Source organism: Aeromonas sp. R6-1, from assembly GCF_040908165.1.
In the GTDB taxonomy this organism is placed as follows: Bacteria; Pseudomonadota; Gammaproteobacteria; order Enterobacterales; family Aeromonadaceae; genus Aeromonas; species Aeromonas caviae.
Map to the genome: position 1 here is coordinate 61,289 of NZ_JBFODF010000038.1, position 16,228 is coordinate 77,516.

Sequence of the window (16,228 nt, forward strand, 5' to 3'; positions counted from 1 at the left end):
ACCCTCAAAAGGAACGCCTTGATGGATCGTTATCTGGTTTTTGGCCACCCCGTGCGCCACAGCAAATCTCCCTTCATTCATACCCTGTTTGCCAGGCAGACCCAGCAAGAGCTGGAGTATGGTCTGGCAGAACCTGCTGTCGATGAGTTTGCCAGCGCTCTGAACCACTTCTTCGCCGAAGGAGGGAAGGGGTGCAACGTGACCGTACCTTTCAAGGAGCAAGCCTTCAGGCTGGTGGAGCGGCTGAGCCCCAGGGCCAAGCGGGCGGGAGCGGTCAACACCATCAAACTGACTGATGATGGTGTGCTGCTGGGTGACAATACCGACGGCGCCGGGCTGGTCGCCGATCTCAAGGCTCACGGAGTGAACCTTGCCGGTAGCAGGATCCTGCTTCTGGGGGCCGGTGGCGCAGCTCGTGGCGCCCTGGCCCCCCTGCTGGCGGAAGCGCCGGGCGAGATCGTCGTGGTCAACCGTACCCATGCCAAGGCGGAACAGCTGGCTGTGGAGTTCAGGGATCTGGGCAGCATCACTGCTCAATCCTATGAACAGCTGGTGGGGCCGTTCGATCTCATCATCAATTCCACCTCAGCGAGTCTGCAAGGAGAGTTGCCACCTTTGGCGCCAACCCTCATCCACCAGGACATCGCGATCTACGACATGATGTATGGCGCAACGGACACAGCCTTCATCGGCTGGGCCAAGCAACATGGTGCGCGCCATACCATGGATGGATTGGGCATGCTGGTCGAGCAGGCTGCTGAGGCCTTTACCGTATGGCGAGGGATCCGGCCCGGCACCAAGCAGGTATTGAGAGAGTTGCAGCGCAATCTGGGCGTCGTGTGAGCCAGCTAGTGCGCTCTATTGGGCGGTCGGCAGATCTGATGTAGAGATTTTGCATCTCTGGATAAGGGCATCCCTCGTGATGCGGCACGGCACGTGTGATGTGAAACGGTCGTTCTGCGGTGGGTGTGTGGCAGAACAGGTGCCATTTTTATAAAACCATTGCGTAACAATAAGTTACTTTTACTTTGCCGTCACTCGCAGAATTTTTTGAGTTTTTTCTCAAAGCAGCGGAACTTCTGTAACGGACTGCTGACTAACTGGATAGTTGAGGAAGTGCTAGCTAGTCACCTTTATAACTCCCCGGTATTCGTACTGGGGATTTTTTTATCTGCATGAAAATTATGAATATTTTTTCTTTTTCCTACCATTGAAACTAAATTACATAAATTACTTTCACTTTCTGCTGCTTTGCTGTACAGTTGTCGGCGTAGGGTACAGAGGTAAGATGTTCTATCTTTCAGACCTTTTATTTCACGTAATTGAATGTGGCTGAATAGCAGCCCCGATGAGTCATCGTCGGGGCGTTTTTTTATGCGCAACATTTAGAGTAAATGCTTTAATTGTTGCCGTTCTTTGTTAGAATGAAGGCGTTTCTTGAGGAAAACCAATCGTCTTTGTTCTCGAGAACTCGCTTTTTCCCAAATTTTTGAACTCATTTCTTCAGGCCGGTTTGCAATGGCAAGACCGGCCTCATTTTTATCCCTATATTGCCTCACCGTGTAATTAAATTTCAGTTTCGTTTGTTACAGCCTTCAATTCTGATTTTTTACTCGATATCCATGAAAACGGTATCAGGTTGATGATTAGTTAATTCTTTTCGCGTCTAAACATGCTATCAGTATGATTTAAATATATTTTTTGAGGTTTTTCTTCAGAGGTGGCGAAGGCGGGGAGGGAGGGCTCGGAGATGGGGGGATCATGAAAGCCTTTCAATCAGCGGAGGTCCAACTCCGCCAATTGCAGCCAGGGAGAGGAGTCGTTTACTCCTCGTTCTGATGATCTTCGTCGTCTACCTGGGCGTTGTCTGCTTCGGTTAGGTACCAGCCGCTCAGGGTCTGGGCCAGCTTCTCGACGCCGATATTGGTCAGAGAAGAGAATGCTTCAACCTGGATCTGCGGGCCCAGTTCTGCCACCGCCTGACGAACCTTGATCACCTGGTTGTTGCGGGGCCCCGGGCTTAACTTGTCCGCCTTGGTCAGCAACAGCATCACCGGCAGTTCACGGTGTGAACTCCATTCCAGCATGTTCATGTCGGTTTCCTTGAGCGGATGGCGGATGTCCATCAGGATCACCAGCCCTTTCAGGGACTCCCGTCGTTGCAGGTATTCAGCCAGTGACTTTTGCCACTTGAGCTTCATTTCCAGCGGAACCTGGGCATATCCATAGCCGGGCAAGTCGACCAGGCGTTTGCCCGGTTCCAGCTCAAACAGGTTGATCAGCTGAGTACGGCCAGGGGTCTTACTGGTACGTGCCAGGTTCTTGTGTTTGGTCAAGGTATTCAATGCAGACGACTTGCCAGCGTTGGAACGACCGGCAAACGCAATCTCGACACCCCCATCATTTGGCAGGTGGCGGATGTCGGGTGCGCTGGTCACAAAATGCACCTTATTGAAATTCAGAGTTTGTGTATCCAACGTAAATTCCCCATAGAGATAGAGGGTTATAGAGTTACTTTTTTGTGAAATAGTGTAAAATGGCGTCGCTTGAACGCGTTTATTTTAACATGCCTTCAGCGGCATGGGATCTGGAAGCCTAATAACGAGAAAGTTGGAACGCCATGAAGAACCTAGTCATTACACTTGCTCTGATGGTTGGCGTAACTGGGATGGCACAAGCCAAGGGCGATGCCGCTGCGGGACAAACCAAGGCTGCCGTCTGTGCGGCCTGTCATGGACCGGACGGCAACAGCCCAGTCGACATGTATCCCAAGATTGCTGGTCAGCACGCATCATATATCAAAAAACAATTAGTTGAACTGAAGGCTGCAGCTTCTGGCCAAACTGGTCGGGTTGCGCCCGTCATGGGACCCATGGCGTTGCCGTTGTCCGAGCAGGATATGGACGATCTTGCCGCCTATTTCTCCAGCCAGAAGGTGACGCCGGTTGCCGTGCCCGATGATGTGGTTGCCGCAGGCAAGGCGCTTTATATGGGGGGAGACATGGAGCGAGGCCTGGCCGCCTGTACCGCCTGTCATGGCCCACGGGGTTCCGGCGTCGAGCAAGCGAAGTATCCCAGCCTGTCAGGGCAGCATCCCGCCTATATCAAGGCCCAGCTCAGCGCTTTTCGTTCGGCGACCCGCGACAACGATCCCAATGGCATGATGCGGGATGTGGCCAAGAAGCTGACGGATCAGGACATCGAGGCGCTCTCCAAGTATGTGGCGGGGCTTCACTGATATAGCCTGTTAGTTATCTTGTTGAAAAGAACAGGGAACCATTGTGTTCCCTGTTCTTTTTTGAGGTTGTAGCGATCGCCCGTAAACAGCCTGCATTGCTGTAAGAGATCTTCTATATACGGGGCTGGTCGTGTCTGAAAGATTGCTCATGTATATTTAATTATTTTTTGTTTTTCAATGAATTAAGAAATAAAAAATCACTTTGTACCAGTTCGAAATGTGCTTTGGTTGATTGAGTCATCCAGCGAAGAAGTTACAGTAGGCAGCAAGGATTGGCCGGAGAGAGGGTGCAAGACCCGTCTTCGGTTTGACAGGATGTCGGCTCGGAGCATGCGATGAGCAATAGATGCAAAAAGCCAGGATGGTGACCGCCAGGGATGAGCGGGGCTGCGGGAGGCAACCACCCCGATGGGAGGCAGGATGTCGCCGGTTTGGGTTAGACAAACAAACACACGCACACTCAGGACTGGTCAATAAGGATCAGGATGATCCAACGAAATGATGCGCCGTGGTTCGCCCAGGGATAAGGCGATTGGCTACCAGGGAATGGAACTCGCATGATGGAAAAAGGCAGCTTCGGCTGCCTTTTTTCTATTGGGTCATTAACCCGCCAAGACATTCTGTGTCAAAATACCAGCAACATGCCCAGAGGATGCCGATCCTGCGGTGTTCAGCGACCCAACGTGGTCGAATTGGTGCGGGATCCCACTCTTGTTCCATATTTACTGTTCCCCGCTTCAGCATCCTCCCCGGACGACACGCTCCGGGGGGTTCCATTCAGTTATTTGTCGGAGTCATTCATGTCGGCCAAACAACCCAACCGCAAGCCTACCGGCAAGCGCAAAGAATCAGATGCCAGTGCTCAGGAAGGTCGTGAGCGCAAGCGCGCCGCCAAGCGCAAGGGCCTGAAGGCGGGCTCCCGCCAACAGGTCGAGCAGGCGGGCAAAAAGAGCGGCTCCAAGCAGGCCAAGGATCCACGCATCGGCTCTCGCAAGCCCATCGCGCTGATTGCCGACGAGAAGGGCAGCAAGCCGGTGGCGACCAAGCCTGCGAAAGAGAAGCGGGTGGTGATGACCCCCGAGCAGGAGCTGGCGTCCATCGAGAATGATGATCGCCTCAATGCCTTGCTGGATCGTCTGGATGCCGGTGAAACCCTGGAGGCCGCAGAGCAGGCATGGGTCGATCAGCGGGTTGACCGTTATCAGGAGCTGATGGACGAGCTCGGTATCATCGACAACGACGATGACGAAGATGGCGACATGGATTTTGATGATGCCGATTTTGACGAGCCGAGTCAGCCTGCCTCCGAAGAGGAGCTGTGGGAACGTTTCTCTCAGGCAGACTACCAGCCTGAAGCCAAACCCGAGCCGAAGAAAAAGTGATGAGTGGATGGATGCTGGCCGCCCTGTTGGGTGGCCTGATTTTGCTGGGGCTTGCCGTCTATGCCGGCACCCTGATGGCGCGTCTCAAACGCCAGCAAGAGATGCAGCAGCACGCCATTGCGGCCCGCAACGAGCGGATCCTGGAGAGTGTCAGGGTGATCGCCCACGCGGTACGAGATGGTCAGTGCGACTACTCGGAAGGTGCCATCCGGCTGACCAATCTGCTGGATGCCTTGCAAATAAAGGGGGGCCGCGCCTTTGCCACCGAGTTCCCGGGGCTCTACGGCCTCTATGAGAAGGTGAAGGAGATGCCGACCCATGAGGCGAGGCGGGCACTCAAGCGCAATGAAGTGATGAAGATGGATCTCGAACGCAGCGGCTACGAGGCCGAGCTGGAGGCGCAGATCCTTGAGGATGTCGCCAGACTGAAGGATTTTCAGTTAAGCCGGTGAGCCCATGACAAAGACAGAGGAAGCAAGCGTGCAAGCAGAACAGATTGTGTGGGATCAGGCCCTGATCGAAAAATACAACTACAGTGGTCCGCGTTACACCTCCTATCCCACTGCGCTGGAGTTCAACGAGGGGTTCGGCTATCCGGACTTTGTCCAGGCAGCGGGCCAGTATCCTGCACGCAATCTGTCGCTCTACGTGCATATTCCCTTCTGTCACAAGCTCTGCTACTACTGCGGCTGCAACAAGGTCATTACCCGGCACCAGCACAAGGCAGATCAATACCTCGACTACCTCGAACAGGAGATCAAGGGCCAGGCCCCCCTGTTCAAGGAGAGACTGGTCACCCAGCTGCACTGGGGTGGCGGCACACCCACCTATCTGAGCGAACCCCAGACTCGTCGCCTGATGGCCATGTTGCGGGAGCACTTCCACTTCGCCGAGGAGGGGGAGATCAGCATCGAGGTGGATCCCCGCGAGATCGAATTGTCCATGCTGGATGTGCTGCGGGAGCTCGGTTTCAACCGCATCAGCCTTGGCGTTCAGGACTTCAACAAGGCGGTCCAGGTCGCGGTCAATCGGGAGCAGGACAACGACTTCATCCGCGCCATGCTGGTTCGTGCCCGCGAGCTGGGGTTCCGCTCCACCAATCTGGATCTCATCTACGGTCTGCCGCACCAGAACCGGGAGAGCTTCCATCACACCCTGGAAGAGGTGCTCAAGACCGACCCGGCCCGCCTCTCCATCTTCAACTATGCCCACCTGCCGAGCCGTTTTGCCGCCCAGCACAAGCTGAAAGAAGCGGACATGCCGGCGCCGCAGGAGAAGCTGGCCATGCTGCAGGACACCATTGCCTTCCTGACCGGCCAGGGTTATCAGTTCATCGGCATGGACCACTTTGCCAAGCCCGATGACGAGCTGGCCGTCGCCCAGCGCGAGGGCAAGCTGCATCGCAACTTCCAGGGCTATACCACCCAGGGGGATTGCGATCTGCTGGGGCTGGGGGTCTCTTCCATCAGCATGATGGGGGATGCCTATTCCCAGAACCAGAAGGATCTCAAAACCTACTACGGCCAGGTCGAGTCACTGGGCCATGCCCAGTGGAAGGGGTGCTCCCTCAATCGGGACGATCTGATCCGTCGTGAGGTGATCAAGCGCCTCATCTGCGATTTTTCCCTGAACTTCGCCGCTGTGGAGCAGGCCCACGGCCTGGTGTTCAAGGAGTATTTTGCCGAGGATCTCAAGCTGTTGCAGACCTTCATCGACGACGGTCTGGTGCGCATGACCGAAGAGGGGCTGGAGGTGGTCTCCACCGGTCAGCTGCTGATCCGCAACATCTGCATGTGCTTCGATGTCTACCTGCGCAGCAAGGCGCGCCAGCAGCAGTTCTCCCGGGTGATCTAGACCGGGCAATGTCGTGGGACAATAAAAAAACCGCCTTTCGGCGGTTTTTTTATTGGGTTTTACCCTTGCTCAGCGTTGAGCCGCACGGGCACTCAGCTCGGCCTTCTCGGCTTCGCTCAGGAAGGCCAGGGTCAGGCCGTTTTGCTGGGCGGTGCGGATCTCGCTCACCGTCATGCCGGCAGCCGGGGCCGCCACCTCGTATTCATGGGGCAGGTCGATCCCCTCCACCGCCGGATCGTCGGTATTGAGGCAGGCCAGCACGCCGGCTGCCAGGAACTGGCGGATCGGGTGATCGGCCAGACTCGCCACCGTGGTGGTCTGGAGGTTGGAGGTGAGGCAGGACTCGATGCCGATGCGGTGTTCGGCCAGATAGGCCATCAGGGCCGGATCCTGGATGGCCTTGACCCCGTGGCCGATGCGCTCGGCTCCCAGCTCGCGAATGGCCTGCCACATGCTCTCGGGGCCGGCGGCTTCACCGGCGTGCACGGTGACCCGCATGCCTGCATCCCGCACCCGGCGGAAGTGGTCGGTGAAGAGCTCGCCCGGGAAGCCCAGTTCGTCGCCGGCCAGATCGATGGCAACCAGGCGATCACGATGAGCCAGACAGGCATCCAGCTCCTGCTTGCACTGCTCGGTGCCGAAGGTACGGCTCATGATGCCGATGAGATTGGTCTTGATGCCGAAGTCACGGCTGCCTGCGGCCACACCGTCGATGATGGCTTCGACCACGCCCTGCGGGTGCAGTTTGTGGGTCATCGCCATGTAGGCCGGGCTGAAGCGCAGCTCGGCATAGTCGATCCCGGCACGCAGCAGATCTTCCACGTTTTCGTAGGCGACCCGGCGGCAGGCATCGTAGTCGGCCAGCACGGCCACGCCCCAGTCCAGTTTCTTCAGGAAGGCCACCAGACTCGGCTCGTTCTCGACGATCTGCACGTGCGGGCGCAGGGCTTCCAGCTCATCGGCCGGCAGTCGGATGTTGTGCTGACGTCCCAGCTCGAGAATGGTCTGCGGGCGGATGTTGCCATCCAGATGGCGATGCAGGTCGGTCAGGGGGAGGGATCTGTCAATCATGGGGCACCTTCTGCGAGTCGGGTTGGAAAGCCTGCCATTCTAGGCGGGGCGCCTGAAAAAGATACCCCGTTTGCAAGCAAACGGGGTGTGATTGGTCAGGCTTTCCCTCAAGGCGTGATGGGAATCGTTTTTCCCGCGGGCTCAGGGAATGTCGAGCTCCTTGAGCTTGCGGGTCAGGGTATTGCGGCCCCAGCCGAGCAGGCGGGCTGCCTCCTGCTTGTGACCGTGGGTGTGATCCAGTGCCGTCTCCAGCATGATCCGTTCGAACTGGGGCATGGCATCCGCCAGGATATCGGTCTCCCCCAGCGCCAGCTTGGCGGCCACCCAGTCCTGCAACTGTTGCTGCCAGCCACCGGTCAGGGCGGGCTGGCCCGGCTCGGCGGTGCTGGTGATGGGAGTCAGCAGCTCGGTGGGCAGATCGCCTACCAGCACCTCCTGGCCCGAGGCCATCACCGTTAGCCAGCGGCAGACGTTCTCCAGCTGGCGCACGTTGCCCGGCCAGGGGAGGCGGCTGATGTAGGTCTGGGTATCCGGGTGCAGGCTCTTGGCCTCCACGTTCAGCTCCTTGGCGGCTCGCAGCAGGAAGTGCTGGGCCAGCTGGGGGATGTCCTCCCGGCGCTCCTTGAGGGCCGGAATATGGATGCGGATGACGTTGAGGCGGTGGAACAGGTCTTCCCGAAACTCGCCGTCGGCGACCCGCTTCTCCAGATTCTGGTGGGTGGCGGCAATGATCCGTACATCCACCTGCACCGGTTGGTGGCCACCAACCCGGTAGAACTGCCCGTCCGCCAGAACCCGCAGCAACCGGGTCTGCACGTCCAGCGGCATGTCGCCTATTTCGTCGAGAAACAGGGTGCCACCATCGGCCTGTTCGAAGCGGCCGTGACGAATGTTGTTGGCGCCGGTGAAGGCTCCCTTCTCATGGCCGAACAGCTCGGATTCGATGAGATCTTTCGGGATGGCCGCCATGTTGAGGGCGATGAAGTTCTTGTGGGCTCGGGGGCTGTGCTTGTGCAGAGCATGGGCAACCAGCTCCTTGCCGGTACCGCTTTGACCGTTGATGAGCACCGAGATGCTGGAGCGCGACAGCCGGCCGATGGCGCGGAACACTTCCTGCATGGCAGGGGCTTCGCCGATGATCTCCGGGGTGGTGGTGGCTTCCTGTTGGCGAGCCTTGCGCTTGGTACGTTGCTCCTTGAGGTGGTTCTCGGCTCGGCGTACCAGGGTGACCGCCTCGTCGATGTCGAACGGCTTGGGCAGGTATTCGAAGGCACCGCGCTGGTAGGCGTTGACCGCGCTGTCGAGGTCCGAGTGGGCCGTCATGATGATGATGGGCAGATCGGCCTGGCGGCGATGGATCTGCTCCAGCAGGCTCAGGCCGTCGATGCCCGGCATGCGGATATCCGAGAGGATCACGTCCGGTGAGCGCATCTCCAGTGAACTCAGCAGGGCTTCGCCGTCGGCGAAACTTTCGCATTCGAAGCCTTCGCTGCCAAGGGTGCGCTCCAGAACCCACCGGATGGAGCTGTCGTCATCGACGATCCACACTTTTGCTGTCATGAGGTTCCCTTACTTGCGAAGTGGTAAATAAATGGTGAATTCGGTGTGGCCTGGCCAGCTGATGCAGTCGATGCGACCCTTGTGCTGATCGATCAGGTTCTGGGCGATGGAGAGGCCCAGGCCCGTTCCCCCTTCCTTGCCGGTGATCATGGGGTAGAAGAGGGTGTCGCGAATGGCGTCGGGAATGCCGGGGCCGTTGTCGATGATCTTGATTTCGGCCGCCAGGCGATAGCGCTGGCCATGGATGGTGATCTGGAAGGCGGTGCGCGTCTTGATGCGGATGAGGCCGTCCTGATCCCCAAGGGCCTCGGCGGCGTTGCGCACTATGTTCAGGAACGCCTGTTGCAGCTGGTCCGATTCCATCTCGAATTCGGGGATGCTGGGGTCGTAGTCCCGCTCGATGCGGATCTGCGGCGGCAGCTCCAGGTCCACCAGACGGCGCACCTGCTCCAGCACGGAGTGAACGTTGTGCATCTGGTGACGGCCGGGACGCTGGGGACCGAGCAACCTGTCGACCAGCACCCGCAGGCGATCGGCCTGCTCGATGATGATGCCGGTGTATTCACGCAAGGCCGGGTCGGGCAACTCCTTTTGCAGCAGTTGGGCCGCGCCGCGCAATCCCCCCAGGGGGTTCTTGATCTCGTGCGCCAGGCCGCGCACCAGCTCCTTGGCGGCCTGCTGCTGGGCGTGTTGCTGCAGCTCCTGGCTGATCTTCTTCTGCTGATCGATCTTGCGCAGTTCTACCACCATCAGTCGCTGTTCATGATCGGCCATGGGGCTGACGCTGATCTCTACCAGCCTGGGCTCCCCCTCCACCACCAGGGTGACTTCGCTGTCGGTGAAGCCCTGCCCCGAAATGAGGCACTGTTTGAAACGCTGCAGATCGAGAGAGATGTGTTCCAGCAGGTGGGGCAGTTCGATGCCGATCAGTCGTCGTTCGCTGAGGGAAAGCAGCTGCTCTGCCGCCGGGTTGACGAATTGAATGCAGAGACGCTCATCCATGAGAATGACGGCGGTCAGCAGATTGTCCAAGAGTGTCTTGGCGTTGTCCGAGCGGGTTGGCACAGGTTTCTCCCTAAAACGGTGCTGTACACCTAGAATGCACCAATATAGTGCATCAAGTTTACCCGCATCGGTGCGTCACATCACCCCTAATTGGCCTTGGGGGCAGCTCTGGGAGCCTGATTCACCGACGCCCTGTGCAGGTAAAAGGTGGTTGGCTTAGATTTAGCAAGGATCGTACCGTCTTTGGCGAGCAACTCGAGCCGTGCCTCGTAAGCGCCCCTATCGAGGTTTTCCACCCTTATGGCCAGGCTGTTGTGAACCAGGGGCACCGCCTTGCCGTTCAGGATCAGGCGCACATCGTATTGCACCGGGACCTGGGGAGAGATCTCGCCCTGGAAGACGATGTTGCCGGTATTGTCGCGCAATGTGCTGCCCGGTTCCGGAGAGATGAGGTCGATCTCCAGGGGAGCCGCTTCCAGGGCTTTCCTGGCATCGACACCGGTCAGGCTGTTGAAGTTGTCCACCTGGACCGAGTGGGGGGCTGTGCCGATGAGCGGCGAGACCCGCAGGTCTACCTCTTTTGCGCTCTTGCCGGGAGGAGGGGCATCGGTGTAGTGGGTCACCCCCTGGGGATCGACCCAGGAGTAGACGCGGGCGGCCTGTGCGGAACAGGAGGCCATCAGCAGGAGGCTCAGCAGCCAGGGTACAGTGTTCATCCATCTCTCCTTGACGGGGTTCACCTTAATCCTATCAGAGAAAAACCATGGGGTCGGGGTGTGAACAGCCGAGGGTGGTACGGCTCCGTGAACGGGATCATCTTTCTGCACGATCGTGCCCGTTTGGCGGTATTTCCGTTGCCAGAATGAAAAAAAACCCGCCAGATGGCGGGTTTGTCATGGGAAAGCGGATTAGACGGAGTAGTACAGCTCGAACTCCAGCGGGTGCGGAGTCATGCGCACGCGGTCAACATCCTGCTGTTTCAGTTCCAGGTAGGAGTTGATGAAGTCATCGCTGAACACGCCACCACGGGTCAGGAACTCACGGTCTGCATCCAGTGCGGACAGCGCTTCGTCCAGGGAACCGGCAACGGTCGGCACTTCAGCGGCTTCTTCCGGCGGCAGATCGTACAGGTTCTTGTCCATGGCATCGCCCGGATGGATCTTGTTGATGATGCCGTCCAGACCGGCCATCAGCTGGGCAGCGAAGGCCAGGTACGGGTTGGCAGCCGGATCCGGGAAGCGTACTTCGATGCGGCGGGCTTTCGGGCTCGGCACGACCGGGATACGGATGGAGGCAGAACGGTTGCGGGCGGAGTAGGCCAGCATGACCGGTGCTTCATAGCCCGGCACCAGACGCTTGTAGGAGTTGGTGGTCGGGTTGGCGAAGGCGTTGATGGCCTTGGCGTGCTTGATGATGCCGCCGATGTAGTGCAGTGCCATCTCGGACAGACCGCCATACAGGTCGCCTGCGAACAGGTTGACGCCGTCTTTGGCCAGGGACTGGTGGCAGTGCATGCCGGAGCCGTTGTCACCGAACATGGGTTTCGGCATGAAGGTGACGGTCTTGTTGTAGGCGTGGGCCACGTTGTGGATCACGTACTTCAGGACCTGTACTTCGTCAGCCTTCAGGGTGAGGGTGTTGAAGCGGGTTGCGATCTCGTTCTGACCGGCGGTCGCCACTTCGTGGTGGTGAGCTTCGACGACCTGGCCCATCTCTTCCAGCACCAGGCACATGGCGGCACGGATGTCCTGGGAGGAGTCAACCGGGGCAACCGGGAAGTAACCACCCTTGACGAACGGACGGTGACCCTTGTTGCCGTGCTCGTAGTCGGTACCGGAGTTCCAGGCAGCTTCTTCGGATTCGATCTTCACGAAGCTGTGGCCCATGGTGTTGGAGAAGGTGATGTTGTCGAACATGAAGAATTCCGGCTCCGGCCCGAACAGCACGGTGTCAGCGATGCCGCTGGACTTCAGGAAATCTTCGGCACGCTTGGCGATGGAGCGCGGATCGCGGTCATAGCCTTGCATGGTGGCGGGTTCAAGCACGTCACAGACGATGTTCAGAGTGGTCTCTTCGGTGAACGGGTCCAGTTTGGCGGAAGCCGGGTCCGGCATCAGCACCATGTCAGACTCGTTGATGCCCTTCCAGCCGCCGATGGAGGAACCATCGAACATCTTGCCGTCTTCGAAGAAGTCTTCGTCAACCTGGTGGGAAGGGATGGATACGTGCTGCTCTTTACCCTTGGTGTCGGTAAAACGCAGATCAACAAACTTGACTTCGTGTTCCTGGATCAGGGCCAAAACGTTCTGGGCTGACATGCTAAGTAACCTCCGGTGTTAAAACTCTTTGGGTGAATGCGTCGTCACATTCACATAAGCCAGTATCGTGCCAAGTTTGTGACAGCTTGATTTCAGGGCACTTGCACCGTTTCAGGCTGTCGAGAAACCCGTTCTCATGCCGGTTGCTGCATTAAAGTGGTGCAACCTTGGATCGTTTTGGTGCACCGAGATGGTGCGCCAGCGTATCCAGGCCATCTAAGCAGCCTTTTGCTGCGGGGTCCATGATCCTGATCCTTTGTTGTGCGTGAATGTGTTGCAATTCTGCTAGGCAGATCACAAAGGCGAGAGTACAATTAGCGCCCAATTTTACCCGGTGATTTGAGGCGAGAATGTTAGAGAATTTACGCAATATTGCGATTATTGCGCACGTTGACCACGGCAAAACGACTCTGGTTGATAAGCTGCTGCAGCAATCCGGCACTCTGGATCGCACCAGCGAAGGTCAGGAACGGATCATGGACTCCAATGATCTGGAACGGGAACGTGGCATCACCATTCTCGCCAAGAACACTGCGATCCGCTGGAACGACTACCGCATCAACATCGTGGATACTCCGGGTCACGCCGACTTCGGTGGTGAAGTTGAGCGCGTACTCTCCATGGTTGACTCCGTGCTGCTGCTGGTCGACGCCGTTGACGGCCCGATGCCGCAGACCCGTTTCGTGACCCAGAAGGCGTTCGCCCAGGGTCTGAAGCCCATCGTGGTCATCAACAAGATCGACCGTCCGGGTGCTCGTCCTGACTGGGTAATGGATCAGGTCTTCGATCTGTTCGACAACCTGGGTGCCACCGATGAGCAACTGGACTTCAAGGTTGTTTACGCCTCTGCACTGAACGGTTGGGCCACCCTGGATCAGGACGTCCCGTCCGAGAACATGGAACCCCTGTTCCAGGCCATCGTCGACAACGTGGAAGCCCCAAAGGGCGACGTTGACGGTGCCTTCCAGATGCAGATCTCCCAGCTGGACTACAACTCCTACGTGGGCGTCATCGGTATCGGCCGCATCACTCGTGGTCGCGTCAAGACCAACCAGCAGGTCACCATCGTCGGTGCCAACGGCAAACCGCGTACCGGCAAGGTCGGTCAGGTGCTGGGCTACCTGGGCCTGTCCCGTACCGAAGTGACCGACGCGCAAGCGGGCGACATCATCGCCATCACCGGTCTGGGCGAGCTGAAGATCTCCGACACCATCTGTGACAACAGTGCCGTCGAAGCCCTGCCGCCGCTCTCCGTTGACGAGCCGACCGTGAACATGACCTTCCAGGTCAACACCTCGCCGTTCGCCGGTAAAGAAGGCAAGTTCGTCACCTCCCGCAACATTCTGGAGCGTCTGAACCAGGAGCTGGTCCACAACGTGGCCCTGCGCGTGGAAGAGACCGAAGATCCGGACAAGTTCCGCGTCTCCGGCCGTGGTGAACTGCACCTCTCCATCCTGATCGAAAACATGCGCCGCGAAGGTTACGAACTGGCGGTATCCCGTCCGGAAGTTATCCTGCGTACCGTGGATGGCGAACTGCAAGAACCGTTCGAAACCGTTACTGTGGACGTGGAAGAAGCGCATCAGGGTTCCGTGATGGAGCAGCTCGGCCTGCGTAAAGGCGAGATGACCAACATGACCCCGGATGGCAAGGGTCGCGTCCGTCTGGACTTCATCATCCCGAGCCGTGGTCTGATCGGCTTCCAGACCGAGTTCCTGACCATGACCTCTGGTACCGGTCTGCTGTACCACACCTTCGACCACTACGGTCCGCACAAGGGTGGCAGCATCGGTGAGCGTCAGAACGGTGTGCTGATCTCCAACGCCACCGGCAAGGCCCTGACCTTCGCCCTGTTCGGTCTGCAAGACCGCGGTCGTCTGTTCATCGGTCACGCGACCGAAGTGTACGAAGGCCAGGTGATCGGGATCCACTCCCGCTCCAACGACCTGACCGTCAACTGCCTGAAAGGCAAGCAGCTGACCAACATGCGTGCCTCCGGTACCGACGAAGCCCAGGTGCTGACTCCGCCGATCCGCATGACCCTGGAGCAAGCTCTGGAGTTCATCGACAACGATGAGCTGGTGGAGATCACCCCCAAGGCCATCCGTATCCGTAAAAAGCTGCTGACCGAACTGGATCGCAAGCGCGCCGGTCGTGCTTGATCGATAGCTGTTCATCGACAGACCAAAGAGAGGCCTTATGGCCTCTTTTTTTATGGGCTCGACATGAGGGCGCATGGGGCCTGAGCTCGATGGAGGCGCATCCGGCCGGTCTGCGGGTGGCCAAATGACCACCCTATCTGACACAATGTCTGCATGATCACGCTTACGAGAAACAAGATGCAGCAGCAGATCCGCGGCCGTCTGGCCCATGCACTCTCCTTCTTGCGCCACGATGGTGCCCACTTCGCCCAGTTTGTCTGGGGCCGTTTCCAGCAGGACAGATTGACGGTGACCGCCGGTTACCTGGCCTATGTCACCCTGCTCTCCCTGGTGCCCATGATCGCCGTGGTGTTCGGCATGATGTCGGCCTTTCCGGTGTTCCAGAGCCTGAAGCAGGCGATGGAGCAGTTTGTCTATCACAACTTCGTCCCCACCGCAGGGGAGATGCTCAAGGAGTACATCGACGGCTTCGTGGCCAACGCCACCAACACCACGGCCGTCGGTATCGGTGCCCTGATCGTGGTGGCCCTGATGCTCATCTCGGCCATCGACAAGAACCTCAACTACATCTGGCGATCCACCCGAAGCCGGCCCTTGGCCCAGGCATTCGCCATGTACTGGATGATCCTGACCCTGGGCCCCGTGCTCATCGGGGCCAGCATCGCCATCTCCTCCTACATTCTCTCACTCAGGTTGTTCGCGGCTGACAGCCTGTTCGGTATCGGCTATCTGCTGCTGCGCAGCCTGCCGTTCCTCTTCTCCGTGCTCACCTTCCTGCTGATCTATACCGTGGTGCCCAACTGCCGCGTGCGGCTGACCCACGCCTTCATCGGTGCCCTGGTGGCGGCCACCCTGTTCGAGCTGGCCAAGCGCGGCTTTGCCATCTACATCACCAACTTCCCCTCCTACCAGGCCATCTATGGCGCCCTGGCGACCATTCCCATCCTGTTCGTCTGGGTGTATCTGAGCTGGCTGGTGGTGTTGCTGGGGGCCGAGACCACCGCCTGCCTCGGGGAGTACGAGAAGCCCGGTGCAGAGGAGCTGGCCTGACGCCGGCCGGCCATCACACCGGATCCCGACACAAAGACGTTGGCCCGGGCAGGGCATTTATTGGTAGCATCGACGACCGCTCATCCCGCAGGATGGGTGGTCGTGCTGTTTTGAGAGGAGAGGGATGTGATTGCACTGATTCAGCGGGTCAGCGAGGCCAGCGTAACGGTAGAGGGAGAGGTGACCGGGGCCATCGGCCAGGGGTTGCTGGTGCTGCTCGGGGTGGAGCAGGGGGATGACGAGGCCAAGGCCGACAAGCTGCTGCACAAGGTGAGCGGCTATCGCATCTTCTCTGATGAGAACGGCAAGATGAACCTCAACGTGAGTCAGGTGGGTGGCAGCCTGCTGGTGGTCTCCCAGTTCACCCTGGCGGCGGATACCGGCAAGGGGATGAGACCCAGCTTCTCCGGTGGCGCCCATCCCGCAGATGCCGAGCGACTCTATGAGTACTTCGTGGCCCGCGCCAGGGAGAGCGGCGTGCCGACCGAAACCGGCCGCTTCGCCGCCGACATGAAGGTCAGGCTGCTCAACGATGGCCCCGTCACCTTCTGGCTGCAGGTATAAGGGTGGCAGGCAGGGCAGGCCTCA

General features: G+C 58.5%; 14 protein-coding genes. 8 read left to right on the plus strand and 6 right to left on the minus strand.

Translation table 11 applies throughout. From position 1 onward, the window contains the following. Positions 1-21: 21 nt before the first annotated feature. Positions 22-843, plus strand: coding sequence for a shikimate dehydrogenase (aroE, locus tag AB5Y68_RS11150; protein ID WP_039039518.1), 822 nt, complete (start codon positions 22-24; stop codon positions 841-843). 980 nt (positions 844-1,823) lie between these two features. Here the strand turns inward: aroE and yihA are convergent. Then, positions 1,824-2,477: a ribosome biogenesis GTP-binding protein YihA/YsxC gene (gene yihA, locus AB5Y68_RS11155; RefSeq protein ID WP_039039517.1), complete on the minus strand. Its 654-nt coding sequence runs from the start codon at positions 2,475-2,477 to the stop codon at positions 1,824-1,826. Between the two features lie 143 nt (positions 2,478-2,620). Between yihA and AB5Y68_RS11160 the strand changes: the two genes are divergently transcribed. The 4 genes from AB5Y68_RS11160 to hemN all read left to right on the plus strand — a co-directional run bounded on the left by AB5Y68_RS11160 (position 2,621) and on the right by hemN (position 6,474). After that, positions 2,621-3,238 carry a cytochrome c gene (locus AB5Y68_RS11160; protein ID WP_039039516.1) on the plus strand — a complete coding sequence of 206 codons (618 nt, stop codon included), beginning with the start codon at positions 2,621-2,623 and terminating at the stop codon, positions 3,236-3,238. Positions 3,239-4,038: 800 nt separating this feature from the next. After that, positions 4,039-4,620 carry a Der GTPase-activating protein YihI gene (yihI, locus tag AB5Y68_RS11165; protein WP_039039515.1) on the plus strand — a complete coding sequence of 194 codons (582 nt, stop codon included), beginning with the start codon at positions 4,039-4,041 and terminating at the stop codon, positions 4,618-4,620. 11 nt (positions 4,621-4,631) lie between these two features. Further along, positions 4,632-5,072 (plus strand): DUF2489 domain-containing protein, encoded by a 441-nt coding sequence (locus tag AB5Y68_RS11170; protein WP_039039514.1) that lies wholly within the window; start codon positions 4,632-4,634, stop codon positions 5,070-5,072. A 28-nt stretch (positions 5,073-5,100) separates the two neighbouring features. Next, complete coding sequence (gene hemN, locus AB5Y68_RS11175; protein ID WP_039039513.1) at positions 5,101-6,474, plus strand: oxygen-independent coproporphyrinogen III oxidase; 1,374 nt, start codon at positions 5,101-5,103, stop codon at positions 6,472-6,474. Between the two features lie 69 nt (positions 6,475-6,543). On the opposite strand, the gene add is transcribed toward hemN, so the two are convergent. The 5 genes from add to glnA form a co-directional block, all read right to left on the minus strand. After that, positions 6,544-7,545, minus strand: a complete 1,002-nt coding sequence (add, locus tag AB5Y68_RS11180; RefSeq protein WP_010672522.1) for an adenosine deaminase — start codon at positions 7,543-7,545, stop codon at positions 6,544-6,546. A gap of 141 nt (positions 7,546-7,686) precedes the next feature. Then, the gene (glnG, locus tag AB5Y68_RS11185; RefSeq protein ID WP_010672523.1) at positions 7,687-9,105 is read right to left on the minus strand and encodes a nitrogen regulation protein NR(I); all 1,419 of its coding nucleotides are present in this window, start codon (positions 9,103-9,105) and stop codon (positions 7,687-7,689) included. 9 nt (positions 9,106-9,114) lie between these two features. Then, positions 9,115-10,170: a nitrogen regulation protein NR(II) gene (gene glnL, locus AB5Y68_RS11190; RefSeq protein ID WP_010672524.1), complete on the minus strand. Its 1,056-nt coding sequence runs from the start codon at positions 10,168-10,170 to the stop codon at positions 9,115-9,117. 86 nt (positions 10,171-10,256) lie between these two features. Then, positions 10,257-10,826: a DUF4124 domain-containing protein gene (locus AB5Y68_RS11195; protein ID WP_010672525.1), complete on the minus strand. Its 570-nt coding sequence runs from the start codon at positions 10,824-10,826 to the stop codon at positions 10,257-10,259. A 192-nt stretch (positions 10,827-11,018) separates the two neighbouring features. Continuing rightward, positions 11,019-12,428: a glutamate--ammonia ligase gene (gene glnA, locus AB5Y68_RS11200; RefSeq protein WP_010672526.1), complete on the minus strand. Its 1,410-nt coding sequence runs from the start codon at positions 12,426-12,428 to the stop codon at positions 11,019-11,021. 350 nt (positions 12,429-12,778) lie between these two features. Here glnA and typA point away from each other — a divergent pair, with 350 nt between their 5' ends. From typA to dtd, 3 genes are all read left to right on the plus strand, one after another. After that, positions 12,779-14,590: a translational GTPase TypA gene (gene typA, locus AB5Y68_RS11205; RefSeq protein ID WP_039039512.1), complete on the plus strand. Its 1,812-nt coding sequence runs from the start codon at positions 12,779-12,781 to the stop codon at positions 14,588-14,590. Positions 14,591-14,767: 177 nt separating this feature from the next. Next, positions 14,768-15,640, plus strand: coding sequence for a virulence factor BrkB family protein (locus AB5Y68_RS11210; RefSeq protein WP_039039511.1), 873 nt, complete (start codon positions 14,768-14,770; stop codon positions 15,638-15,640). A 126-nt stretch (positions 15,641-15,766) separates the two neighbouring features. Next, the gene (dtd, locus tag AB5Y68_RS11215; RefSeq protein ID WP_039039510.1) at positions 15,767-16,204 is read left to right on the plus strand and encodes a D-aminoacyl-tRNA deacylase; all 438 of its coding nucleotides are present in this window, start codon (positions 15,767-15,769) and stop codon (positions 16,202-16,204) included. Positions 16,205-16,228 lie beyond the last annotated feature (24 nt).

What these genes read in the sequence shown, in the direction of transcription:
- AB5Y68_RS11170 (WP_039039514.1), top strand. Translation starts at nt 4,632, where the DNA reads ATGCTGGCCGCCCTGTTGGGTGGCCTGATTTTGCTGGGGCTTGCCGTC.
- aroE (WP_039039518.1), top strand. Translation starts at nt 22, where the DNA reads ATGGATCGTTATCTGGTTTTTGGCCACCCCGTGCGCCACAGCAAATCT.
- glnA (WP_010672526.1), bottom strand. Translation starts at nt 12,428, where the DNA reads ATGTCAGCCCAGAACGTTTTGGCCCTGATCCAGGAACACGAAGTCAAG.
- glnG (WP_010672523.1), bottom strand. Translation starts at nt 9,105, where the DNA reads ATGACAGCAAAAGTGTGGATCGTCGATGACGACAGCTCCATCCGGTGG.
- AB5Y68_RS11210 (WP_039039511.1), top strand. Translation starts at nt 14,768, where the DNA reads ATGCAGCAGCAGATCCGCGGCCGTCTGGCCCATGCACTCTCCTTCTTG.
- add (WP_010672522.1), bottom strand. Translation starts at nt 7,545, where the DNA reads ATGATTGACAGATCCCTCCCCCTGACCGACCTGCATCGCCATCTGGAT.
- AB5Y68_RS11160 (WP_039039516.1), top strand. Translation starts at nt 2,621, where the DNA reads ATGAAGAACCTAGTCATTACACTTGCTCTGATGGTTGGCGTAACTGGG.
- yihI (WP_039039515.1), top strand. Translation starts at nt 4,039, where the DNA reads ATGTCGGCCAAACAACCCAACCGCAAGCCTACCGGCAAGCGCAAAGAA.
- AB5Y68_RS11195 (WP_010672525.1), bottom strand. Translation starts at nt 10,826, where the DNA reads ATGAACACTGTACCCTGGCTGCTGAGCCTCCTGCTGATGGCCTCCTGT.
- typA (WP_039039512.1), top strand. Translation starts at nt 12,779, where the DNA reads ATGTTAGAGAATTTACGCAATATTGCGATTATTGCGCACGTTGACCAC.